The 23,825-nt window shown below is 60.7% G+C and carries 17 protein-coding genes and 1 tRNA gene; 9 read left to right on the top strand and 9 right to left on the bottom strand.

The window, feature by feature from the left end; genetic code table 11:
* The first annotated feature begins 88 nt into the window (after window positions 1-88).
* Window positions 89-1,357, top strand: coding sequence for an OprD family porin (locus ACA060_RS14265; RefSeq protein ID WP_497318065.1), 1,269 nt, complete (start codon window positions 89-91; stop codon window positions 1,355-1,357).
* Between the two features lie 266 nt (window positions 1,358-1,623).
* The gene (phaR, locus tag ACA060_RS14260; RefSeq protein ID WP_497318063.1) at window positions 1,624-2,145 is read left to right on the top strand and encodes a polyhydroxyalkanoate synthesis repressor PhaR; all 522 of its coding nucleotides are present in this window, start codon (window positions 1,624-1,626) and stop codon (window positions 2,143-2,145) included.
* A gap of 39 nt (window positions 2,146-2,184) precedes the next feature.
* On the opposite strand, the gene phaP is transcribed toward phaR, so the two are convergent.
* Window positions 2,185-2,754, bottom strand: coding sequence for a TIGR01841 family phasin (gene phaP, locus ACA060_RS14255; RefSeq protein ID WP_497318061.1), 570 nt, complete (start codon window positions 2,752-2,754; stop codon window positions 2,185-2,187).
* Between the two features lie 242 nt (window positions 2,755-2,996).
* Here phaP and ACA060_RS14250 point away from each other — a divergent pair, with 242 nt between their 5' ends.
* Entirely contained in the window at window positions 2,997-5,501 is a 2,505-nt protein-coding gene (locus ACA060_RS14250) for a DUF3141 domain-containing protein (RefSeq protein ID WP_497318059.1), read from the top strand.
* 213 nt (window positions 5,502-5,714) lie between these two features.
* On the opposite strand, the gene ACA060_RS14245 is transcribed toward ACA060_RS14250, so the two are convergent.
* A complete protein-coding gene (locus ACA060_RS14245; protein ID WP_497318057.1) occupies window positions 5,715-6,752 on the bottom strand; it encodes an AraC family transcriptional regulator in 1,038 nt (345 codons plus the stop codon).
* Window positions 6,753-7,033: 281 nt separating this feature from the next.
* On the opposite strand from ACA060_RS14245, the gene phbB reads away from it, so the two are divergent.
* The 5 genes from phbB to ACA060_RS14220 all read left to right on the top strand — a co-directional run bounded on the left by phbB (window position 7,034) and on the right by ACA060_RS14220 (window position 12,998).
* The gene (gene phbB, locus ACA060_RS14240) at window positions 7,034-7,780 is read left to right on the top strand and encodes an acetoacetyl-CoA reductase (protein WP_109631201.1); all 747 of its coding nucleotides are present in this window, start codon (window positions 7,034-7,036) and stop codon (window positions 7,778-7,780) included.
* 57 nt (window positions 7,781-7,837) lie between these two features.
* Window positions 7,838-9,016: an acetyl-CoA C-acetyltransferase gene (locus ACA060_RS14235; RefSeq protein ID WP_497318055.1), complete on the top strand. Its 1,179-nt coding sequence runs from the start codon at window positions 7,838-7,840 to the stop codon at window positions 9,014-9,016.
* A gap of 102 nt (window positions 9,017-9,118) precedes the next feature.
* Window positions 9,119-10,822 carry a class I poly(R)-hydroxyalkanoic acid synthase gene (gene phaC / locus ACA060_RS14230; protein WP_497318053.1) on the top strand — a complete coding sequence of 568 codons (1,704 nt, stop codon included), beginning with the start codon at window positions 9,119-9,121 and terminating at the stop codon, window positions 10,820-10,822.
* A gap of 145 nt (window positions 10,823-10,967) precedes the next feature.
* Window positions 10,968-11,621, top strand: coding sequence for a hydrolase (locus ACA060_RS14225; RefSeq protein ID WP_094467459.1), 654 nt, complete (start codon window positions 10,968-10,970; stop codon window positions 11,619-11,621).
* A 66-nt stretch (window positions 11,622-11,687) separates the two neighbouring features.
* Window positions 11,688-12,998 (top strand): OprD family porin, encoded by a 1,311-nt coding sequence (locus ACA060_RS14220; protein ID WP_497318050.1) that lies wholly within the window; start codon window positions 11,688-11,690, stop codon window positions 12,996-12,998.
* 115 nt (window positions 12,999-13,113) lie between these two features.
* Here the strand turns inward: ACA060_RS14220 and ACA060_RS14215 are convergent.
* From ACA060_RS14215 to fdnG, 7 genes are all read right to left on the bottom strand, one after another.
* Window positions 13,114-13,209, bottom strand: a tRNA-Sec gene (locus ACA060_RS14215).
* A 6-nt stretch (window positions 13,210-13,215) separates the two neighbouring features.
* Complete coding sequence (gene selB / locus ACA060_RS14210) at window positions 13,216-15,123, bottom strand: selenocysteine-specific translation elongation factor (RefSeq protein WP_497318240.1); 1,908 nt, start codon at window positions 15,121-15,123, stop codon at window positions 13,216-13,218.
* Window positions 15,120-16,541, bottom strand: coding sequence for an L-seryl-tRNA(Sec) selenium transferase (selA, locus tag ACA060_RS14205; RefSeq protein ID WP_497318048.1), 1,422 nt, complete (start codon window positions 16,539-16,541; stop codon window positions 15,120-15,122). The genes selB and selA overlap by 4 nt, the downstream gene beginning before the upstream one ends.
* A gap of 50 nt (window positions 16,542-16,591) precedes the next feature.
* Entirely contained in the window at window positions 16,592-17,518 is a 927-nt protein-coding gene (fdhE, locus tag ACA060_RS14200; protein ID WP_497318046.1) for a formate dehydrogenase accessory protein FdhE, read from the bottom strand.
* A gap of 4 nt (window positions 17,519-17,522) precedes the next feature.
* Window positions 17,523-18,176 carry a formate dehydrogenase subunit gamma gene (locus ACA060_RS14195; RefSeq protein WP_497318044.1) on the bottom strand — a complete coding sequence of 218 codons (654 nt, stop codon included), beginning with the start codon at window positions 18,174-18,176 and terminating at the stop codon, window positions 17,523-17,525.
* Window positions 18,173-19,108 carry a formate dehydrogenase subunit beta gene (fdxH, locus tag ACA060_RS14190; RefSeq protein ID WP_109631175.1) on the bottom strand — a complete coding sequence of 312 codons (936 nt, stop codon included), beginning with the start codon at window positions 19,106-19,108 and terminating at the stop codon, window positions 18,173-18,175. Before fdxH ends, ACA060_RS14195 begins: the two co-directional genes overlap by 4 nt.
* Entirely contained in the window at window positions 19,109-22,174 is a 3,066-nt protein-coding gene (gene fdnG, locus ACA060_RS14185) for a formate dehydrogenase-N subunit alpha (protein WP_162556206.1), read from the bottom strand.
* A 355-nt stretch (window positions 22,175-22,529) separates the two neighbouring features.
* Here fdnG and ACA060_RS14180 point away from each other — a divergent pair, with 355 nt between their 5' ends.
* Complete coding sequence (locus ACA060_RS14180) at window positions 22,530-23,684, top strand: MalY/PatB family protein (protein WP_497318041.1); 1,155 nt, start codon at window positions 22,530-22,532, stop codon at window positions 23,682-23,684.
* Window positions 23,685-23,825 lie beyond the last annotated feature (141 nt).

Raw genomic sequence — 23,825 nt, 5'->3', positions numbered from 1 at the left:
GTCCGCGTTTTTTTATTGATAAGCCCTCGCCTGCCTGGCGAGGGCCGCGGGACCTGTCTTTCCATAATAAAAACAAAGGGGCTTCACCATGGACCGCAACACCCGCACCCTCGCTACCCGACTGTTACTGGCTGGCGGCGTCATCAGCCTCTCGGCCCCCGCTGCTGCGGACTTTGTCAAAGACAGCAAGGCCAGCCTCGAGCTGCGCAACTTCTATTTCAACCGTGACTATCGCCAGGACAACGCCGCCCAATCCAAACAAGAGGAATGGGCCCAGGGTTTTCTGCTGCGCTATGAGTCGGGCTTCACCGACGGTTTGATCGGCGTCGGTTTCGATGCGATTGGCCTGGTCGGTGTCAAACTCGATTCCAGCCCTGATCGCGCAGGCTCCGGCCTGCTCAAACGCCATCGCGACACGAGCAAAGGGGCGCAGGACGAGTACGGCGAACTGGGTCTGACCGCCAAACTGCGCGCCTCCAAAAGCACCCTGAAACTCGGCACACTGCTGCCGAAACTGCCAACGGTATTGGCCAACGATTCTCGGTTGTTGCCACAAACCTTCAAGGGCGGTCAGTTGACCTCGCTGGAGATTGAAGGCCTGACGGCGGATGCCGGGCGGCTGACCCAGGTCAATCAGCGTGACTCCTCGGACTACGAGGACATGGGCATCACCCGCACCGGCGCCAAAGGCATCACCACGCGGCATGTCGACAGCGACAGCTTCGATTTCGCCAGCCTCAACTACAAGTGGACCAGCAATCTCGCCACCGGCTACAGCTACGGCCACCTCGACAATTTCTACAGTCAGCACCTGGTGAACCTGACCTACGTGATGCCGGTGACCACGGGGCAGTCGTTGAAAACGGACCTGCGTTTTGCTCGCTCCACGGATGATGGCGGCAGCAATGTCGACAACAATGCGATTGGCGCAATGTTCACCTACAGCCTCGGCGGGCACGCGTTTGGCCTGGGTTATCAAGGCATGAGCGGCGACACCGGTTTTGCCTACGTCAACGGCACCGATGCGTTCCTGGTGAACTTCGTGCAGATCGGTGACTTCGCCAGCAAGGACGAAAAATCCTGGCAGGCGCGTTACGACTACAACTTTGCGGCCATGGGCGTGCCGGGCCTGACCTTCATGACCCGCTATATCACCGGCGACAATATCGACCTGGGCGGCAATCGTCCGGAAGGCAAGGAGTGGGAACGTGATACCGACATTGGTTATGTCGTGCAGAGCGGCCCGCTGAAGAATGTCGGCGTGAAATGGCGGAATGCAACGGTGCGGTCGACCAACTTTGGCAGTGATCTCGATGAAAACCGTCTGATTGTCAGCTACACCCTGCCGATCTGGTAAGCCGATTCATGTTTCACAAGGGGGACTCGCTTGCCGGCGCAGTCCTCTTTTTTATGGTGGATTTTCGCTGTCATGGCTGGCCTCTTCGCGAGCCAGCCCGCTCCCACAGGGATCTGGGGACACTGAAGATCCCTGTGGGAGCGGGCTTGCCCGCGATGGCGGCCTCAGAAGCACCGAAGATATTGCTCCCGACCTACCCCATCCCGCGGCAGTGGCCATAGTAGGTTAAGATGCCTGCAAACCAGGCTCGCCACGAGACGCCCCGCATGCCAGATAACAGTCGGAACACGCCCCGTCTGATCAAGAAGTACCCCAATCGCCGACTGTATGACACCCACACCAGCAGTCATCTGACGCTGGCGGATGTGCGCCAATTGGTCGTCGATAAAGTTGCGTTTCAGGTGGTCGATGCCAAGAGCGGCGAAGACCTGACGCGCAGCATCCTGCTGCAAGTGATTCTGGAAGCCGAAAGCGGCGGAGAGCCGATCTTCACCAGCGAGATGCTGATGGGGATTATCCAGTTCTATGGTCCGTACCAAGGCGTGCTCGGCAGCTACCTGGACAAAAGCATCCAGACCGTTATCGACATTCAGTCGCAGACCGGCGCGCAGTCGTCCGAGGCCTGGAGCGACTTCATGCATCAACAAGCTCCGGTCATGCAGGACCTGATGCGCCAGTATGTCGATCAGTCCAAAGCCTTGTACCTCAATACCCAGAACCTGTTCGGCATGTTTGGCGCCAAGCCCGGCACCGAAAGCGGGCCGAAAAAAAATGGCGATGGGGAATAAACCCATCGCCATTGTTTGTGCCGCTGGGCCTGATATGACTTACTTGTTACCGCTGGTAGCCTTGGCGCCCGCTTCCGGTGCTGCTTTGGTGGCAGCGGCAGTGGCCGCGTCAAAATTGCTCTGAGCCACATCGGAAGCCTGTTTCACGGCTTTCTGTGCACTTTCAAACGCGGTACTGGCGTTCGCCAGGCCCGACTTGAAGGCCGCCACGACTGGCTCGGAACCGGCCGGTGCATTCTTGCTGATCGATTCAACGAACTCATTCACCTGCTGGGTGCCCGCCTCGACTTGACTCGCCGTCAGTTTGGCGATGTCCGACTGCGTGCCCACGATCAGCGCTTGAACCTGACGATTGAACTCGGCCAGACGTTCGGTCTGCGCGCTCGGCTGGGTGAACGACGCCTGCAAATCAGCAAAACCTTGTGGATCACGCACGGCCAACAGCTTGCGAACGCCTTCGAAGTGCTCTTCGGTGGAGTCACGCAGTGCCTTGAACTGCAACTGGCTCAGCTGTTCAACGCTGGCGAAGACTTTGCCGCTGATCTGCTGCAAAAGATCGAGGTTGGCTTTCTGAGCGGTTTGCAGTTTTTCCGAATTGAAAAAAGACATGCTTGAATCTCCTGGTACTTAAAGGCCCGGATGGACCTGAGGACGCGAAGCGATCCTGCCAGCCATCGCGTTAGGTTGAATATTGCAGCGCACAAAACAATTTGGCAACGGCTATTTTGTGCAGCGCACAATAAAGTTCGCTTCCTTGACCTACATTCCCTATACACTCGTGATAATCGAACGGCCGGCTTGGCTTCTAGTAGTCAGGGCGACGTTCCCATGCAGGGTGTCAGGAGTCCACGATGGGTCAGGAAGAAAATATTGCGCTGCACGATGAAGGGTTCTCTGCTCCGTCCGGTTTGTTCGAGCATCTGAACCATCTGCAGCGCCTCAACACCCGCAACGTTCTTGACGCCGTGCAACAGCGCCAGGCCAAAACCTACGCGCCTTCAAGCCTTGGGTTGCTCAAACAGCCAACCGCCGCAGACTGGCAGGAATACCTCACCGACCTTGGCCAACGTAGCGTGCTGTTCTGGGACACCTTGCGTCAGCGCGGCGACAACACCCTGGCCCATGAACGCGCCGGGTATCCGCTGCTGCTCAAGTTCAACCATCAAACCCTGGTCGCCGGCGAAGACCTGCCGCGCCCGGTCAACTACTCGTTGTTGCAGATCCTCGCAGGCCCCGGGCAACAGCTCGACAGCAAAAAGCAGCCGGTGATCATCATTGACCCGCGCGGCGGCCACGGTTCGGGGATCGGCGGTTTCAAACAGGATTCGGTGATCGGCGAAAGCTTGCGTGCCGGCCACCCGACCTATTTCATCTCGTTCAGCCATTCACCACGCCCGGGCCAAACCCTGGCGGACATCGTTGAAGCCCAGGCGCGGTTTATCGAAGAGGTCAGCTCCCGACATCCCGCCAGCGCCAAACCCGTGGTCATTGGCAATTGCCAGGCTGGTTGGGCATTGATGGGCCTGGCGGCGACCCGCCCGGAACTGCCGGGACTGATCATCGTCAATGGTGCACCGCTGTCGTATTGGGCTGGCGTCAATGGCCGCAATCCGATGCGCTACACCGGCGGTTTGCTGGGCGGTGGCTGGATGGCGCGCCTGGGCAGCGACCTGGGCAATGACCGTTTCGACGGCACCTGGCTGGTGAGCAATTTCGAAAGCCTCGACCCGGCCAACGCCTTATGGGGCAAGTACTACCACTTGTTCAGCGAAGTCGACAGCGAGGCCCCACGGTTCCTGGATTTCGAACGCTGGTGGGGCAGCCCGACCCTGCTCAATGGCGAAGAAATCGAGATGATTGTCGACGACCTGTTCATCGGCAATCAGCTGTCTGGCGGCCTCGGGCGCAAGAGCAGCGGGCTCGACCTCAAACGCATCGAAGTGCCGGTGGTGGTGTTCTGCTCCTATGGCGACAACATCACCTCGCCGCAACAGGCGCTGGACTGGATCACCGACGTCTATCCCAGCGACCTCGCCCTGCAAAATGCCGGTCGCACCATTGTTTACCTGCGGCACGCGAGCATTGGTCATCTGGGCATCTTTGTTTCCGGCGAAGTCGCGCGGCGTGAACACCGCGAATTGCTGGGAGCCGTCGACGCGATCAACGAACTGCCGGGCGGTCTCTATGAAATGCTCATCGATGACCTGCCGGAAAATTCGCCAACGCCGTACGCCGTGCGTTTCGAGCCACGGCGTATCGCCGACATCCATGGTGAAGTGCAGCCGGCCCGTGACGACGATCGCGAATTCGCGCTGGTCGAGCGTGCCTCCGATTTCAACAACACGCTTTACGACGGATGTGTACGGCCGTGGTTGCGTCAGTTGATCAACGAGCCGACCGCCGAAATGATGCGCAAGGCACACCCGTTCCACCAGCAACAAGTGATGTGGAACAGCCTGAACCCGGCGCTCTGGTGGCTGGCTGGCAGTGCCGTCCAGGTGAGCAAGGATCGCCTTCCGGCGAGCCCGTCCAATCCGTTGCTGGCCTGGCAGGATCTGTTTTCCAACCAGATTCAGGACGCCTTGAACGGCTATCGGGACCTGCGTGATGCCGCTCAGGAAATGAGTTTTTACGGCGTGTATGGCCTGCTCAACTGCCTCAGCGGCAACACATCGGCGCGCGATCTCCACGCGCATGCCGAGCAGCACGATAAAGTCCTGATTGAACGCCTTCAGGACGCCCTGCCCCTGGGCGGTTTGATGGAAGCCTTGATCCGGATCCTGTTTCTGCTGGGCCGCGACAGCGATGAACCAGGCAAGCAAAGCGTCGAGAAACTGATCCTGCAATTGCAGGTGCTGCTGCAGGACTACAGCGCCGAGCCACTCGACCTGCGCGAAACCCTGCGCCTGCAAAAACTGCTGGTCGCCACCCACCCACAGGAAAGCCTGCACAGCTTGCCCCTGATGCTGGCCGAGGTCGAAGAACGCCAACAGGTGCTGGCGGCCGTCGCCAATTTGCTCCCGGAATTGCTGACCAGCGGCGCAGATAACCCGTTCTGGTGTGAGCTGCACACGCTGCTCAACGTGCCACTGCCGGGTTTCAACCTGACTCGACCACCGGGTGAAGCCGATGTTGTCGAGGAGAAAGCCCCGGCGACAAATCCGGAGCCGATCAAGGCGAAAACACCGGTGGTCGTACCAGAGCCTGTTAAACAAAAGGCCCCGGTCGTCGTAACAGAGCCGGTTAAACAAAAGGTCCCGGCGGTCGTCGCTGAGCCGATTGCTCCGGTAACGCCGACCAAAACGCGCAAACCGGCCAAGGTCAAAAAAGGCGCGAAGAAACCTCCTGCACCCTGATGAGCAACCTGTAGGAGCGAGCTCTGTGGCGAGGGGATTTATCCCCGTTGGGCTGCGAAGCGGCCCCAAAATCGAAAACCGCGGTGTATCACGTGCACCGCGCACAATGGTTTTACGACTGCTTCGCAGCCGAACGGGGATAAATCCCCTCGCCACAAAAGCGCGCTCCACAGAGGATTCGTTGTTTACAAAATGTTAGAGCAGTTCACCGCGTCACACCGGCGCGGCTTCCTCGATCCCGAACGATACATCGGAGCGATACTGCCCCGGTGTCATGCCAAACCAGCGGGTACAGGCTTTGTTGAAGCTGCTGTGGTCATGAAAACCAAGGAGATACGCGACATGCTTCATGTTGAAGTGAGAGTGGCGCAGGTAGAAATCGGCCAATTGCCGACGCACCGCGCTCAGCACGTCCTTGAATTGTGTCCCTTCCTTCTCCAGCGCCCGTTGCAGCGTGCGCTTGCTGATGTTCAAGGCGGCTGCGATCGACTCCATGTCGCACTGCCCCTGGCCCTGACTCAAGCGCTCGGTAATCAGCGCGCGAATCCGCCCGACAATGCAAAAACCAAACAGCAGGTCCAATTGCGCCTCGGCGAAACTGTCATGCAGCACCGCCAACGCTTCGTTGGCCATGCTCAGCGGTCGCATCAGCTCCTGCCCGTCAAACAAAATGCTGTCGTAAGGCGCGTCGAATTGCAGGTTGGGGCCAAACAGGCGTCGATGCTCGGAAATGTCTTCGGGCTCGGGATAAGTGAACTCAACGCTCAAGGGATGCGGTGCGTCGCCGCCCAACAGTTTGCGGCAAAAACTCAGCAATGACGCCAGAGCGGCATCGGTGTACTGGCGCGGTTTGACCGAACCATGCTGTTGATGGTCGAGGCTGGACAACCGGTAATGTTGCTGTTCCGCGGTAAAGAAAAGACTGAACCCGGTGCCAATCAACGGACTGAAACGAACCAGGCGTTCAAGGGCCTTTTTCAGATTCAGGCTGGACATCATGGTGTAGCCGATGATCTGAAAGCTGCCGGGGTGGAAGCTGCCATAGGCCCGTAAGCCAATGTCCGGGTCGCCCGAGGCCTCAGCGGCCAGTCCCCAGAGTCGATAAATGGCCTTTCGCTCGCAAAACGCTCCTGGTTTGTTCGCGAGATCAATGTCTAGTCCAGCCTCCCGACACAGACTGGCGACATCCAGTCCTTGAGCCGAAAGCGTATTGACCAGCACGCTGGCATAGCCTGAACTCATTTTATACATGGCGTCCTCAATGACCTGTGGAACCGAACATCCTGTCCGGAGCCATGACTGATCTGCGATGAAGCAAAATTCTAACGGGTTGTTTCGTTGCCAATATTGATCCCAGTATAGGTACTCCTCACTTTTTGCCAGTGTTTCGAGCCATTCGTCGCCCCGATGCAACTAAACCGCTCGTGGCACCGTTGGACACCACGCCGTCACCTCCCAACACTTCCGCATCCCCCGCCAATACCAAACAATCACCCATCTTGCAGCGCAAAAACAAAAAAGGAACGGAGCTTATGAAGTCGCTTGGTCGTATTGCGTTGGTCACAGGTGGTATGGGTGGGATTGGCACGGCGATAAGCCAGCGCCTGTACAAGGAAGGATTCAAGGTCATCGTCGGCTGTAGCGCCGATTCCGCCCGCAAGAATGACTGGATTGCCACTCAACTGGCGGCCGGTTATCAGTTCGAATGCGTCTACGGCGACATCACCGATTGGGAGTCGACGCGCAAGGCCTTCGAGATGGCGCGCGAACAATTCGGCCCGATCGATGTGTTGGTCAATAACGCCGGCATCACTCGCGATGCCTCCTTTCGCAAGCTGACGCCCGAGGACTGGAACGCAGTCATCGGCACCAACCTGAGCGGCGTATTCAACACCACCAAGCAGGTGATTGAAGGCATGTTGGCCAAGGGCTGGGGACGGGTAATCAATATTTCCTCGATCAACGGTCAGCGCGGCCAGTTCGGCCAGACCAACTACAGCGCGGCCAAGGCCGGCATCCACGGCTTCACCATGGCCTTGGCGCGGGAAGTGTCCGGCAAGGGCGTGACCGTCAACACCGTCTCCCCGGGTTACATCCAGACCAGCATGACCGCGGCCATCCGCCCGGACATCCTCGACACCATGATTGCGGCCACCCCGGTCGGGCGCCTCGGCCAACCCGAAGAAATCGCTTCGATCGTTGCCTGGCTGGCTTCCGATGAATCGGGCTACAGCACCGGCGCCGACTTCTCGGTGAACGGCGGCATGAACATGCAGTAGACCGATCAGGGCAAGGACGCCCTGTTCCCGCTGGACAAAATTTTAATGAGGTCACGCATGAACGAAGTCGTAATCGTTGCCGCTACACGTACCGCCATCGGCAGTTTTCAAGGGGCCTTGTCGGCGATTCCAGCCACCGAGCTGGGCGCCGCGGTGATTCGCCGTCTGCTGGAAGAAACCGGCGTGGACGGCGCGCAGATTGATGAAGTGATCCTCGGCCAGGTCCTCACCGCAGGCTCGGGGCAAAACCCGGCACGCCAGACGGCGATCAAGGCCGGCCTGCCCTTTACCACCCCTGCCCTGACCCTGAACAAGGTTTGCGGCTCGGGCCTCAAGGCTGTTCAGCTTGCCGTTCAAGCGATCCGTTGCGGCGACGCCGAGCTGGTGATTGCCGGCGGTCAGGAAAACATGAGCCTGGCGCCGTATGTGCTGCCCAAGGTACGCACCGGTCTGCGCCTGGGTCATGCGCAATTGCAGGACAGCGTGATTCAAGACGGTTTGTGGGACGCCTTCAACGACTACCACATGGGCATCACCGCTGAGAACCTGGCCACGAAGTACAGCCTCAGCCGCGAAGATCAGGACGCCTTCGCCGCCGCCTCGCAACAGAAAGCGGCCGCCGCCACCGAAGCGGGCTATTTCAAGGGGCAAATCACCCCGATCCTGATCCCTCAGCGCAAGGGCGATCCGCTGGTGTTCGATACGGATGAACAACCGCGCCCGGGCGGCACGCTGCAAGCATTGAGCAACCTCAAACCGGCGTTCCAGAAAGACGGCAGCGTGACCGCCGGCAATTCGTCGACCCTCAACGATGGCGCCGCCGTGTTGCTGCTGGCCAGCGCCGCCAAGGCCCAAGCCCTCGGCTTGCCGGTGCTGGCGCGCATCAAGGCTTACGCCAGCGCAGGCGTCGACCCGTCGATCATGGGCATCGGCCCGGTGCCGGCCACTCGCCTGGTGCTGGAGAAAGCCGGCTGGAGCCTGGACGACCTCGACCTGATCGAAGCCAACGAAGCGTTCGCCGCGCAATCGCTGGCGGTCGGCAAAGAACTGGGCTGGGACACGAACAAGGTCAACGTCAACGGTGGCGCGATTGCGCTGGGTCATCCGATCGGCGCGTCAGGCGCGCGGATTCTGGTGTCGCTGGTGCACGAACTGATTCGCCGTGACGGCAAAAAAGGCTTGGCCACGTTGTGCATCGGTGGCGGCCAAGGCGTCAGCCTGGTCATCGAACGATAAAAACAAGAAACACAGGACTGCTTGCTTGACTGCTGACGCGGTGCCGAATTCCGGCACCGCGGTTTTTTTTCGCCCGGTTTTGCGATGTGGGCAAGGAGTTCCATGGACAATAACGCGCACACTTTCAACACCTTCTGGTCCGGCCAAGTCCCGTTCATTGCCTCCTTTGCAGTGCAACAATTACGCCTGTGGGTCAGCACCAATCCATGGTTCACCGGCCAGGAATACGAAGAGTGGTTCGACCTGCCGCGCACCACCCTGGAAAGCCTGCAAACCGAGTATCAAACCCAATGGGGTGATCTGGGCCAGCGGCTGCTGACCGGCCAGCCGTTCTCCTTTGAAGATCGACGTTTTGCCAGCGGCAACTGGAGCACGCCGCTGTTCGGCTCCCTCGCCGCGTTCTACCTGCTCAATGCCGGTTTCCTGCTGAAGCTGCTCGATAAACTGCCGATCAAAGACAAGAAACCCCGCCAGCGCCTGCTGTACCTGGTGGAGCAAGCGATTGCCGCCGGAGCCCCCAGCAACTTTCTGGCGAGCAACCCCGATGCCTTGCAGCGCGTCGTCGACACTCAGGGCGGCAGCTTGTTTACCGGACTGTTGCACCTGGCCAGCGACCTGCAGGAAGGCAAGATGCGCCAGTGTGACAGCGGCGCCTTCACCGTCGGCGTCGACCTGGCCAATACGCCCGGCGAAGTGGTGTTCGAGAACGAACTGTTCCAGCTGATTCAGTACTACCCGCAAAGCGAAACCCAGTACCGGCGCCCGGTGTTCATCGTCCCGCCGTCGATCAACAAGTACTACATCCTCGACCTGCGCCCGGACAATTCGATGGTTCGCCATCTGTTGCAACAAGGCCACCCGGTGTTCCTGATGTCGTGGCGCAACTTCGATCAGGCGCACGCCGGCACCACCTGGGATGACCTGATCGAAACCGGCATCATCAAAGGCCTGCAAGTGACCCGCGAGATCAGCGGCGAGCAACGTCCCAACTGCGTTGGCTTCTGCATCGGCGGCACGCTGTTGAGTTCGGCGCTGGCCGTACTGGCGGCGCGCGGCGACAAGGACATCGGCAGCGTGAGCCTGTTGACCACCTTCCTCGATTACCTCGACACCGGCCCTATCGACATCTTCGTCGACGAGCAATTGGTGGCCTACCGCGAGCGCACCATCGGCGGCCTGGATGGCCCCATCGGCCTGTTCAAGGGCGAGGACATGGGCAACACCTTCTCGCTGCTGCGCCCCAACGATTTGTGGTGGAACTACAACGTCGACAAGTACCTCAAGGGCCAGAAGCCGATTCCCCTTGACCTGCTGTTCTGGAACAACGACAGCACCAACCTTCCAGGCCCGATGTACTGCTGGTATCTGCGCCATACCTACTTGCAGAACGACCTGAAATCCGGCGAGCTGGACTGCTGCGGGGTCAAACTCGACCTGCGCGCTATCGATGCGCCGGCGTACATCCTCGCAACGCATGATGATCACATCGTGCCGTGGCGCAGCGCTTATGCCAGCACCCAATTGCTCTCCGGGACCAAGCGCTTTGTGCTGGGTGCCTCCGGGCATATCGCCGGGGTCATCAACCCGCCGGCCAAGGAAAAACGCCATTACTGGACCAACAATCGGGTCACGAAGGACCCTGAAACCTGGTTCATGAATGCCCAGGAACATGCCGGTAGCTGGTGGAATGACTGGTTCGTCTGGCTCGCAGAGCAGTCCGGCGAGCGCCAGCCTTCCGTGCTGCACACGGGCAATGCGCAATACACGGCGATTGAATCCGCGCCCGGGCGTTATGTGATGCAATGACAGACTGCCCCGCACACTGACCGGTAGTGCGCGGGGCCGTTCTTCACGCGTCCTCGCAAAAATCCCAAACACAGCACATCGACTCAATATCCCCGCCCGAATCTACGCAACCATGGCCTCCTCACTCACCCGTAAGGACCTCGCCATGGCCATCGCCAAAGCCGTTCCCGGCAAAACCCTGCTGACCCCGACCGACCACACCCTGATCATGATCGACCACCAATCGCAGATGTCCTTCGCGACCAAGTCGATCGACGCCGTCACCCTGCGCAACAACGCCGCACTGGTGGCCAAGGCCGCGCGGGGCTTCAAGGTCTCGACCATCCTCACCACCGTCGCCGAGAAGAGCTTTTCCGGGCCGATCTTCGACGAAATCAAGTCAGTGTTCCCGGAACACAACGTCATCGACCGCACCAGCATGAACACTTGGGAAGACGAGCGCATCGCCGTTGAAGTCAACGCCTTCGGCAAACAGAAAATCGTCCTCGCCGGCCTGTGGACCTCGGTGTGCATCGTCGGCCCGGCGCTGTCGGCCATCGACCAGGGTTTCGAGGTCTACGTGATCGCCGATGCCTGTGGCGACGTCAGCACCGAAGCCCATGAAATGGCCATGCAGCGCATGATCCAGATCGGCGCCCGCCCAATGACCTCGCTGCAATACCTGCTCGAACTGCAGCGCGACTGGGCGCGTACCGAGACCTACGAAGAAACCGTGAAAACCTCGATTGCCAACGGTGGCTCCTATGGTCTTGGCCTGATCTACGCCAAAACCATGTTCGGTGCCTCGGAAGGCCACTAAGCGCTTTTCCTGTAAATAGCCAGCGACTGCGGACATTGCGCAGTCGTTGCTTTGTGGTGATTGACGATGAAGTTTCGCAAGCAAGTCCTTCCCTTTTGGTTGTCGATGCTATTCGCCGGAACCGCCTTGGCGGATGAACCCGCACAAGGGTTTCTGGATGGCGCGACGCTTGATGTACTCAGCCGTAACTTCTACCTCAACAGCGATTACCGCTCCCCTTCGCCGACAGGCAAAAGCTATAAAGCGGAATGGGCTCAAGGCTTTATCAGCACTTTTGAATCCGGTTTCACACCCGGCACGCTTGGTTTTGGCCTGGATGCCCATGCCTTTTGGGGGTTGAAACTGGATGGCGGCAAGGGGCATTCCGGAACCGGATTGTTGCCCGTGGATGATGACGGGCGTAGCGAAGACAGCTATTCCAGTGGCGGCGGCGCGCTGAAAATCAGAGCCTCGCGAACCACTTTGGCCTTCGGTGAAATGATGGTGGAAACCCCGGTGTTCGACACCGCGGACAAACGCCTGCAACCGGAATACGCCACAGGCTTGCTGCTGAACAGCCGCGAAATCGATGACATGAATCTGGTGGCTGGTCATTTCACAGCGTTCAAGAACCAGGACAGTTCTTCGGGCAAGGGCAACTTCTACGGCTACGGTGCCAACACCGAAGCTGGCGGCATTACGTTTCTCGGCACCGACCTGTTCACCCAACGCCCCGTCGGCGGCGCGCTCTACGCGTCAGAGCTCAGCGACACCTGGCACCAGTATTACGCCAACCTGCACCTGAAGCAGCCCGGCGTGTTGCTCGACGCCAACCTCTACCACACGCGGGACACCGGCAAAGCGCTGGCCGGCGCCATCGACAACACCGCGTTCAGCCTCTCGGGCAAGTACACCGTCGCGGCGCATGCCTTCACCCTGGCGTATCAGAAAATCAATGGCGACACGCCGTTCGATTTTGTCGGCGGCGATTCGATCTACCTCGCCAACTCGATCAAGTACGCCGACTTCAACGGCGCTCACGAACGCTCATGGCAGGCACGCTACGACCTCGACTTGAGCACCTTCGGGATACCCGGCCTGAATTTCATGACGCGCTACGTCATGGGCAGCCAGATCGACGGCACCCATGCGCCCAAGGGCGGTGCCTACAACCCTTTTGATGAGTCCGTCGGTAACTACGTGCCGCAACAAGGCGATGGCGGCCGACACTGGGAACGCGACATCGACCTGCGCTATATCGTGCAGTCCGGTAAGGCCAAGGGGTTGTCCCTGCAACTGTCCCATGTGTCGCATCGGGCCAATACGGCGCAGGCCGGCGATGACATTGATCGGGTGTACGTGGTGATCCAGTACCCGCTGAGTTTCGGGCATCTGTGAGGGGAATGTAATGCAGTGACCACCGTCCCAGAGTGGGAGTGGGCTTGTGTGGTGAGGGGATTTATCCCCCTCACCACAAAGGCTCGCTCCCACAGGAGATCAATGGCGCTGGAAATGGCGGAAGGCAGCCGGAGTCGAACCTGCCCGGGAACGGATGCCGTCCCCAACCGGGTTTGAAGCCCGGCCGCGCCACCGGGCGCGATTGCCTTCCTTGAAGTCAGTTGTCTGATCGTTGCGCCAAGGCATTGTCGAGACGCAGATGGCGCTTGTCGCCAAAGCGTCGGGTCAGGCCCAGCCGGTCGAAGTATTCGAGAATCTGGATGCTGCGCTTACGGCCAAGGCCCACTGCATCGCGAAACGCCGCGACCTGAATCACCGGGTCCTGCGCGGCCAGTTGCACAAGCATAGCCGCCAATCGGCGGATGATTGCGTCGGTATAGAACAGGTCGCGGACGACTTGATGCACCAATCCCAACCTCGCCATTTTGCGCAGCAGCAGGCGCACCGCCGCTTCGTCATGACCAAGATCACGCACCCAAGGGGCATTGAACCCGGCCTGTTCGAACACCGGCTGCAGCTGTTGCCACAGGGCTTCATCGTCTTCACTCAAACGCACCTGATGCTCGGGCAAATGCAGCCACGGCCCGCTGGTATGCAGGGCGCCGCTGGCGAGCAGTTCGTCGAGCAGGCTGATGAAGGTCGGACGGTCCAGCGCAGTGCCGGTGAAGCGGCGCAGGCGATCCCGGTCGGGTCCCATCTGGTCGGGTTCGAGTTGGTGGAAGCGTGCCAGATGTTCCAGCAACGGCACTTTCAGGGACTCCCAGCGGTCAGCGCTGAACAGCAACGGCCCTTGGCGTGTATCGATCAAACGGACATTGGCGGGCAGCACCCAGGTGTCACGCGGCCGGTTGAACTGGCGCTCAAGGCGCTGCGGATCGAGCCCGGTTTCACTGTTCAGCAATAACGCAGGCAGGACATCTTCCAGAGCATCATGGGTGGCGAGAGCCTGGAGCTGGGCCAATCGCTCGGGACTGCGGCGGTGTCGGGTCGGCGCGAACGGGTCGAGCACCCGACCGCCGCCGAGGGTGCGTTGGGCACTTTGGTCACGCAGAATCAAAGGATCGCCCTTCACCGCCTGCACCGGAGCATTCAACAGGATTTGCGCGTACATTCGCTCGCCTGGCGCTAGGCTGGAACTCTTCAGCAGCGCCACTCGCCCCGTGACGTCCTGAGTGCCCAAGTGAACGTGTACCGGCTGAAAATGCTCGAAGGGCTTGGCTTCGCTGGTCAGCAACTGCATATCGATATCCAGCCGCTGGGTCGGCGCATACAGCCACTCCGCCACCAGCCAGTGACCCCGGTGAATCTGCTCCAGTGAAAGACGCTCGGCGCTCAGGTTCAGCGCGACTCGCTGGCCCGCAAAAGCGCTGTCCGCGGCTTGATTTTGCGCATGCAAGCCACGTACGCGCACGGTTTTGCCTAGCGGACCGAGCATCAGCGTGTCGCCCACAACAACCTGGCCCGACAGTGCGGTGCCGGTCACCACGATACCGGCACCGGCCACGCTGAAGGCACGATCAATCGCCAGCCTAAAACCGCCGTTCGTGCTGCGCTGAAGGACATCACGCTGCGCATCCAATAAGGCCTGACGCAAAGCCTCGACGCCCTCCCCGGTCACGCTCGACAGCGCAATCTGCGGCGCGCCGGCAAAAGGTCCGGGCGCCAGTAAGGTTTCGATCTGCTCGCGCACGGCCTGCACGCGGGCAGGATCGACCCGGTCGCATTTGCTGATCGCCACCAAGGCTCGAGGGATGCCCAGCAGTTCGACGATCGCCAGATGTTCGCGGGTCTGCGGCATGACGCCGTCATCCGCGGCGACCACCAGCAACACCAGATCGATGCCCTGGGCACCGGCCAGCATGTTGTGGGTGAAGCGTTCATGACCAGGCACGTCGATAAAACCGGTCAATGCCGCGCCCGGTTCCAACGCCGCGTAGAGATAGCCGAGGTCGATGGTCATGCCGCGTTCACGTTCTTCCCGCCGACGATCGCCGGCCTGGCCGGTCAAGGCCTGGAGCAATAACGTCTTGCCGTGGTCGATGTGCCCCGCAGTGCCGACGATCACCCCGGCACCTGCAATTGATCGAGTTGCGCCAGCCACGCGGCTTCGTCATCCAGTTGGCGCAGGTCCAGCCACAGCGCGTCGTCGTCAAGTCGGCCCAGCACCGGAATGGCCAGCTGACGAAACGCGGCCTCAAGGTTCAGCAATTGCCGTCCGCGCAGGCGCTTGCTGACCTGTGGTCGCAGGCATAAAGCGGCGCTCGGCAGACGCGCCACCGGTTGGCTGCCGCTGCCGATCATGCCCAGCGCCGGCAGCGCGCTGACGGTCCAGCCATTGCCCACGGCCTGCGCCAATGACGGTTGCAGGCGTTCGGCTTGAGCAAGGATGTCGGCTTGCGGTCGGGTCAGCAGGCGCAGGCTCGGCAGCCGTTCGGCCAGTCGATCGGGATTGCGGTACAGACCCAACACCGCTTCGAGGGCTGCCAATGTCAACTTGTCGACCCGCAACGCTCGTTTGAGCGGGTTTTTTTTGATCTTTGCGATCAGGTCTTTGCGACCCACGATCAACCCGGCCTGAGGGCCGCCGAGTAACTTGTCGCCGCTGAAGGTGACGATGTCCGCGCCATCGATCAGCGCCTGGCGCACCGTGGGTTCGGCGGGCAAACCCCATCGCGTCAGGTCCAGCAAACTGCCGCTGCCGAGGTCTTCGAGCAGTGGCAGACCGTGCTTATGCGCCAGCGCAGCCAGCTCGGCCGTCGGCACCCGGGCGGTGAAGCCTTCAATGGCGTAATTGCTCGCATGCACTCGCATTACCAGGCCACTGCGCGGGCCGATTGCGGCCTCGTAATCCCGGGCATGGGTGCGGTTGGTGGTGCCGACTTCATGCAGCCGTACGCCGGCCCGGGCCATGATGTCAGGAATGCGGAAGGCGCCGCCGATTTCGATCAGCTCGCCCCGGGAAATGATCCCTTCCTTGCGCGCGCCCAGGCTATTGAGCGTCAGCAGCACGGCGGCGGCATTGTTGTTGACCACGGTCACCGCTTCGGCGCCGGTCAGTTCGCGGATCAGGCCTTCGATCAGGTCGTCACGGTCGCCGCGTTTGCCGCTGTGCAGGTCGAATTCCAGATTGAGCGGATAACGGGCGGCCATTTGCACGGCTTCGATGGCTTCGTCCGGCAACAACGCCCGACCGAGGTTGGTGTGCAGCACCGTGCCGGTGAGGTTGAACACCCGGCGTACGTGGCTGCGATGCCGCAGGGCCAGGCGCTCGCCGGCTCTGCCGGCCAAGACTTCGGGGGTGAGTTCAACGGCGTCGAGTTGGCTTAGCAGAACTGGCTCGCGCAGGTCATCCAGCAACTGCCGCAGACTGGCCAGCAGCGCGTCACGCCCGTAACGCTCGGCCAAAGGCTGACACGCCGGGTGGCGCAGCAAACTGTCGATGGAAGGCAGCCGCAAGGCTGGGCTGGCGGATCTGGCAGGCATCAGGCGCTCCCGCAAACGTTGACTGTCGCGCCTGAGTGTAGCCGTTGTGCTTAGTCGCCTCCGGGTGCCAGCAGAAGATTCGGCGCCGGGCGCACGTAGCCTTCCTGTTCCAGCCGCATGTCCAGCATCAGGCTGGTCAGGTCGGTGGAAAGCGCTTCGGCCTCGGCGTCGTTTTCCAGGTACAGCAGTTTCAGGTAGCTGCGGCAGCCGGGGCAGGTTTCGGCGCGCAATGGCGCTTGATTGGCGGCATGGCGGTCGTCATCGAGGCTGACGTATTCCAGGCCTTTGCTTTGTTCGCAATACACGCACTTGACCCGCACCACGTGCCATTCGCAGGCGCACAACGAACACACCAGATACCGCAAACCGTTGTGTTTGCCACGGTGACGGATGACTCCGGCCATGGCCGGCGAACCACAGGCCGGGCACTGGCTGAGGCTGTCGCCGGGTTTCAGTACGAGGTTTGGCGTACTCAGTAGCCAGTGACTGAAAGCGGCTTGCAATGCCGCGCCGAGGAACGGCACCAGCGCCGCCGGCAGCATCGAATATTGGCCGCTGACCAAGGCGATCGCCCAGGCTTTGCGTTGCCCGCTATTGGCGTTGCGCAAGGTGGCGACGGCTTTCTCGACAGCGGAGTGCGGCGGTGGTGAGTAACGCTGCAACAGGGCGTCGAGATACGCCAACCAGGTGTCCTCACGCACCAGGCTATCGGCAGCGAACGGTGGCAAACCGTGTTGCTGGCACACTCGCAGGCGTTCGCGGTCGAGCGGCGCAGTTAAAGGTGGATCGTCCAAAAGATTCTGCTGAACGCGGCACAGGTCGATCACCAGTCGCAGGTAATCGGCCAGCGGGTGCCCTTCCGCGAGTTTCTCCAGACGCAACGCCCGCAACGCGAACAGGTTGCTCGGTGGCAGGTGCAGGAACGGTGGCGAACCCGCCGCCGCTTCAATCTCGCCAGGCTCAAGAATCGTCGCCAAGTCGTTATCCTTTTTTGTTGATCGGCGGATCAGGGTGCTCGTCCCGGGTCACTTCCCGGTACCAGAGCTCATGGTGCTTCCTCGCCCAGGCGCGGCTGACCCAGCCATGCACCATGGCGCTGACCGAGCCTTTGATCCAGAGGCCGGCGTAGATGTGGATGATGATGCTCAGCACCAGCACAAAACCGGCCAAGGCATGCAGCAGCATCGCCCAGCGAATCGAGGTGATGCCGAAGTATTCGCTGAAGTACGCACGCCAGATCACCAGCCCGCTGAACAGCAACACCAGCATGCACAGCAGCAAGATCCAGAACAGCAGTTTCTGCCCCGGGTTGTACTTGCCGATGGGAGGCACGCCCTCCTCTTCGTTGCGCATCACCCGCCCGACGCGCCGGAGCCACAAGCGGTCATTGCTGATAAAGAAATTCGCTCGAAAGAACTGGATCACCAGACCAAGGAACAGCACAAACATCACCACCCCCATGAACGGGTGCAGGATGCGCGTCCACGGTCCGCCGCCGAACAGATGGCTGAGCCAGAACAGCGCCGGATGAAACAACGCCAGCCCCGACAGCGCCGCCATCAAAAACAGAATCGCCACCAGCCAGTGATTGGTACGCTGGTTCGAGGTGTAGCGCAGGATCTGTCTGCGGATCATGGTCTGTCCTCCCCGCGCGGATCAAAGGTGTGCACCGATGGATCGACTTCATGCACCGCCGGGTCGTTGAGCGGCGGCAACTCATCCTCTTCAACCACTTGCGGGCCGACGCGCACGTAGTGGAAGAACCCGGCCAGCACCGCCAGGCCCATCGCCAGCAAACCCAAGGGTTTGCTCACGCCCTTCCACAATTCCACCAACGGGCTGATCGTCGGGCTGCCCGGCAAACCGGCGTAGAGCGTCGGCGTGTCCGCGTGATGCAGCACGTACATGACGTGCGTGCCGCCCACGCCTTCGGGGTCGTACAAACCGGCGTGATCGAAGCCGCGGCTTTTCAGGTCGACAATGCGTTCGGCGGCGTGCTCCTTCATGTCTTCCTTGGTGCCGAACACGATCGCGCCGGTCGGGCAGGTTTTCACGCAGGCCGGTTCCAGCCCCACTTCAACGCGGTCTGAACACAAGGTGCATTTGTAGGCCTTGTGATCCTTTTGCGAGATCCGTGGAATGTTGAACGGGCAACCGGTGATGCAATAACCGCAGCCGATGCAATGGTCCTGATCGAAATCGACGATGCCATTGGCGTGCTTGATGATCGCTCCCGGGCTTGGGCACGCCGCCAGGCAACCGGGTTCAGCGCAATGCATGCAGCCGTCCTTGCGGATCAGCCATTCGAGGTTCCCGGCATCGGTTTCATGCTCGGTGAAGCGCATCAGGGTCCAGGTTTCTGCGCTGAGGTCCTGCGGGTTGTCGTAGGTGCCGAGGTTGTGGCCGACTTCGTCGCGCAGCTCGTTCCATTCCGAGCAGGCGACCTGGCAGGCCTTGCAGCCGATGCACTTGGTGGTGTCGATCAGCTTGGCCACTTCCTCCTGATTGCGCACCGAAGGCGAAACAGTCGTAGTGGCCGAACGGGCGATGATGTCTTGGCTGGCCATTTAGACTTTCTCCACGTTGACCAGGAATGACTTGGATTCCGGGGTCTGTGTGTTGCCATCGCCGAGGAACGGCACCAGGGTGTTGGTCAGGTAACCGTGGCGCGTGAGGCCGGTAAATCCCCAGTGCAGCGGGATGCCGATCTGGTGCACCACCTGATTGTTGACCTGCAACGGACGGATCCGCTTGGTCACCACCGCCACCGCTTCGATATGCCCGCGCTTGGAACTGACGCGGACCCGATCGCCGGCCACGATGCCTTTCTCCTTGGCCAGCACTTCACCGATCTCGACGAATTGTTCCGGCTGGGAAATCGCATTGAGCTTGCAATGCTTGCTCCAGAAGTGGAAATGCTCGGTCAAGCGATAGCTCGTCGCCGCGTACGGATAGTCCTTGGCGACCCCGAGGGAATCCCACACCGAATCGAAGATCCGCGCCGCCGGGTTGCTGGTGGCTTTCTTGTTTTGCGGGTGCAGCGGGTTGATACCGATCGGGGTTTCGAACGGCTCGTAATGCTCGGGGAATGGGCCCTCGTTCATCTTGTCGACGGCGAAGAATCGCGCGACGCCTTCGGGGTTCATGATGAACGGATTCATCCCGGCTTCCGGTGGCGTGTCAGCCTTGAAGTCCGGCACGTCGGTGCCGCCCCAGGCTTTGCCGTTCCACCAAACCAAGCGCTTTTTCTCGTCCCACGGTTTGCCTTGCGGGTCGGCCGAAGCGCGGTTGTAGAGGATCCGCCGGTTGGCCGGCCAGGCCCAGGCCCAGCCCTGATGTTGATGCATGCCGTATGGGTCGTTGTTGTCGCGCCGGGCCATCTGGTTGCCGGTCTCGGTCCAGCTGCCGCAGAAAATCCAGCAACCGGCAGCCGTGCTGCCGTCGTCCTTGAGCTGGCCGAAACCGGCCAGTTGCGCGTTGCTCTTGATTGTCGCGCCGGTGGCATCAGTGAAATCGGCAGTGGCATAGCCGTTGATTTCTCGCGCCAGTTCTTCCGGCGAGGGTTCGTCGGCAATCTTGTACGGCCACGACAGTTTGAGGATCGGGTCGGGATAAGCGCCGCCCTTGGCTTGATAGCGCTGGCGCAGGCGCAGAAACAACTCGCTCATGATCTGCACGTCGGTGCGCGCTTCGCCCGGTCCGTCGGCGCCTTTCCAGTGCCATTGCAACCAGCGGCTGCTGTTGACCAGCGAGCCGTCCTCCTCGGCGAAACAGGTGGTGGGCAGGCGAATCACTTCGGTCTGGATACCGGCGGTTTCCACATCGTTGTACGGCCCGACATTGCGCCAGAACTCTGAGGTTTCGGTGGACAGCGGGTCCATCACCACCAGCCATTTCAGCTTGGCCAGTGCCGCCATCACGCGGTTTTTGTCAGGCAGCGCGGCGATGGGGTTGAAGCCCTGGCACATATAGCCGTTGACCTTGCCCTGGCCCATCAGGTCGAACACCTTGAGGATGTCGTAGTTGGGAATGTCCAGTTTCGGCAAATAGTCGTAAGCCCAGTTGTTCTCCAGCGTGGCGTTGTCGCGGTACCAGGCTTTCATCAGGCTGACGTGGAATTTGCTGTAGTTCTGCCAGTAGGACAGTTGCCCCGGACGCAACGGCATTTGCGTGCGTTTGGTGATGTAGGCGGTGTAATCCTGCTCGGCATCACCCGGCAGGGTCAGGTAGCCCGGCAGCGAGTTGGACAGCAGGCCGAGGTCAGTCAAACCCTGGATGTTGGAGTGCCCGCGCAAGGCGTTGACGCCGCCGCCCGGCATGCCGACGTTGCCCAACAGCAGTTGCACCATCGCCGCGCTGCGGATGATTTGCGAGCCGATCGAGTGCTGGGTCCAGCCCAGCGCATAGAGAATCGTCATGGTCTTGCCCGGTTGCGAGCAGGTGGCGATTTCTTCCCAGATCTTCTGCATGGCATCGACCGGCATTCCGCAAATCTGGCTCGCCAGTTCAATGTTGTAGCGGCTGTAATGCTGCTTCATCAATTGATAGACGCAGTGCGGGTCATGCAGGGTCGGGTCGACCTTGACGAAGCCGTCCTCGCCGAGTTCATAACCCCAGCCGGACTTGTCGGTATACGCACGCTTGGCCACGTCGTATCCACTGAAGATGCCGTCCTCGAAGCCATACCCGGCTTTGACGATGAACGATACGTCGGTGTAGTTGCGCACGTACTCGTGCTGGATCTTGTCCTCGGTCAGCAGGTAATTGATCAGCCCGCCCATGAAGGCGATGTCGGTGCCGGTACGGATCGGCGCGTAATAATCGGCCACCGAGGCGGTCCGGGTAAAACGCGGGTCGACCACGATCAGACGCGCCTTGTTGTGCGCCTTGGCTTCGGTCACCCATTTGAAACCGCACGGGTGCGCTTCTGCTGCGTTGCCGCCCATCACCAGGATCAGATTCGCGTTGGCGATATCGGTCCAGTGATTGGTCATGGCACCACGGCCGTACGTCGGGGCAAGACTTGCCACCGTCGGGCCGTGTCAGACACGCGCCTGGTTATCAAACCCCAGCATGCCGAGACTGCGAATGACCTTGTGGGTGATGTAGCCCGCTTCGTTGGACGCCGCCGAGGCCGCGAGGAAACCGGTGGTCAGCCAGCGGTTCACCGTTTGGCCCTTGTCGTTCTTCTCGATGAAGTTGGCGTCGCGGTCGGCCTTCATCAGGTCGGCGACGCGGTCCAGCGCTTCATCCCAGGAGATACGCGTCCACTCGCTGCTGCCGGGCTTGCGCACTTGCGGATATTGCAGGCGCCCGGGGCTGTGAATGAAGTCGAGCAGGCCCGCGCCTTTGGGGCACAGCGTGCCGCGGTTGACCGGGTGGTCGGCATCGCCTTCGATGTGGATGATGCTTTGCGCGACGTTCTTGGCGGTATCGCCCTGGCTGTACATGATCAACCCGCAGCCGACCGAGCAGTACGGGCAGGTGTTGCGGGTTTCATGGGTGTGGGCGAGTTTGAAATGGCGTACCTGCTCGGCGAAGGCAGGCGCCGGGAGCATGCCCAGCGCGCCGAGGCTCGAGCCCGCAAGGCCGATACCAGCGACCTTGAAGAACTGACGACGGTTGAGGTCCATCGTGCACTCCTGATCAGGTGGAGACCCGGTACTTTTGCCGGGTTTTTCTGGACGATCACGGTGCCGGCAGCGTAACTACCGACATTTCAAACTCTAGCCAATGGGAGAACTGACTGCATGAAAACCGACCATCGGGCAGTGCCCGTATTCCAGCCATCACACATAACCCTGTGGGAGCGAGCCTGCTCGCGATAGCGGTGGGTCAGTTTGCATAGATGTTGAATGAGCTGACGCCATCGCGAGCAGGCTCGCTCCCACAGGGTTTTGTGCTGTTCGGGCGATTACCGTCTCGCTCCCACAGGGGCTTGGCGTTTATCATGGCGCCACGTTCAACCCCGTTTTTATGAGACTGAGCATGACCTTCGATTTTGATCAGGTGTTCGACCGCCACGACACCGGCAGTACCAAGTGGAGCCGCTACCCGGCCGACGTGTTGCCGATGTGGGTCGCCGACATGGACTTCGCCGCGCCGCCGGTCATCCTGCAAGCCCTGCGCAAACGCCTGGAACACCCGATGGTCGGTTACAGCGTGCCTCAGGACGATTTGCGCGCCGCCATCGTCGCCGACCTCTGGAACAAATACGCCTGGCGCGTCTTGCCGGAGGAACTGATCTTCCTGCCGGGCGTGGAGTCGGGTTTCAACATGGCTCTCAAGGCGTTGGTCGAGCCGCAACAGAACGTGGTGGTTCAGGTGCCGAACTACCCGCCGCTGCGTCATGCGCCGGGTCATTGGGGCTTGAACAAGGTTGAACTGGAATTCGACGCGTTGGCTGACGGCACCTACGGCACGCAGATCGAGGCCTTGAGTCAGGCACTGAAAGGCGGCGGTGCGCTGCTGCTGAGCAATCCGCATAACCCGCTGGGCAAGGTGTTCCCACGGGAAGAGCTGCAAGCGGTGGCCGATATCTGCCTTGAACACAACGCGTGGATCATCTCTGACGAGATTCACGCCGAGCTGTGCTTCGACGGGCGCGAGCACATCCCCACGGCTTCGCTCAGCCCTGAGATCGCTAAGCGCACCATCACCCTGATGTCGGCGAGCAAGGCGTACAACATTGCCGGATTGAAAACCTCCTTCATGATCATTCAGGACTCCGCGGTGCGTGCGCGGGTCAATCATGCCCGTTGCGGCATGGTCGACAGCGTCAACCCGCTGGGCATGGAAGCGACTCGCGTGGCTTACAGCGAAGGCGGCCCGTGGCTGGCCGGGTTGAAGGCGTATCTGCAAGGCAATCGGGATTACCTGGTGGAAGCGGTTCGCAGCCGATTGCCGGGTGTGACGATGAACATCCCGCAAGGCACGTATCTGGCGTGGCTCGATTGCTCGGCGCTGGGGCTGGACAATCCGCAGCAATTTTTCCTGGACCATGCCAAGGTCGGCCTGAGCCCTGGCCTGGATTTCGGCGATAACGCCCGGCAATTCGTGCGCCTGAACTTCGGCTGCCCACGGGCGTTGCTGGAAGAAGGATTGGCGCGCATGGAGCGCAGCTTGCGCAGCCTCAAGGCCTGACACCCCTCGGCAACACAACAAATCCCCTGGGGGAGCTACCTGTGGCGAGGGGATTTATCCCCGTTCGGCTGCGAAGCAGTCGTGAATCCGGACAACCCGGTCTGTCTGATCGGACGCTGGGGCCGCTTCGCGACCCAACGG

Source organism: Pseudomonas sp. LBUM1671 (assembly GCF_059695685.1).
This window is presented reverse-complemented; position numbering and strand designations above follow the sequence as displayed.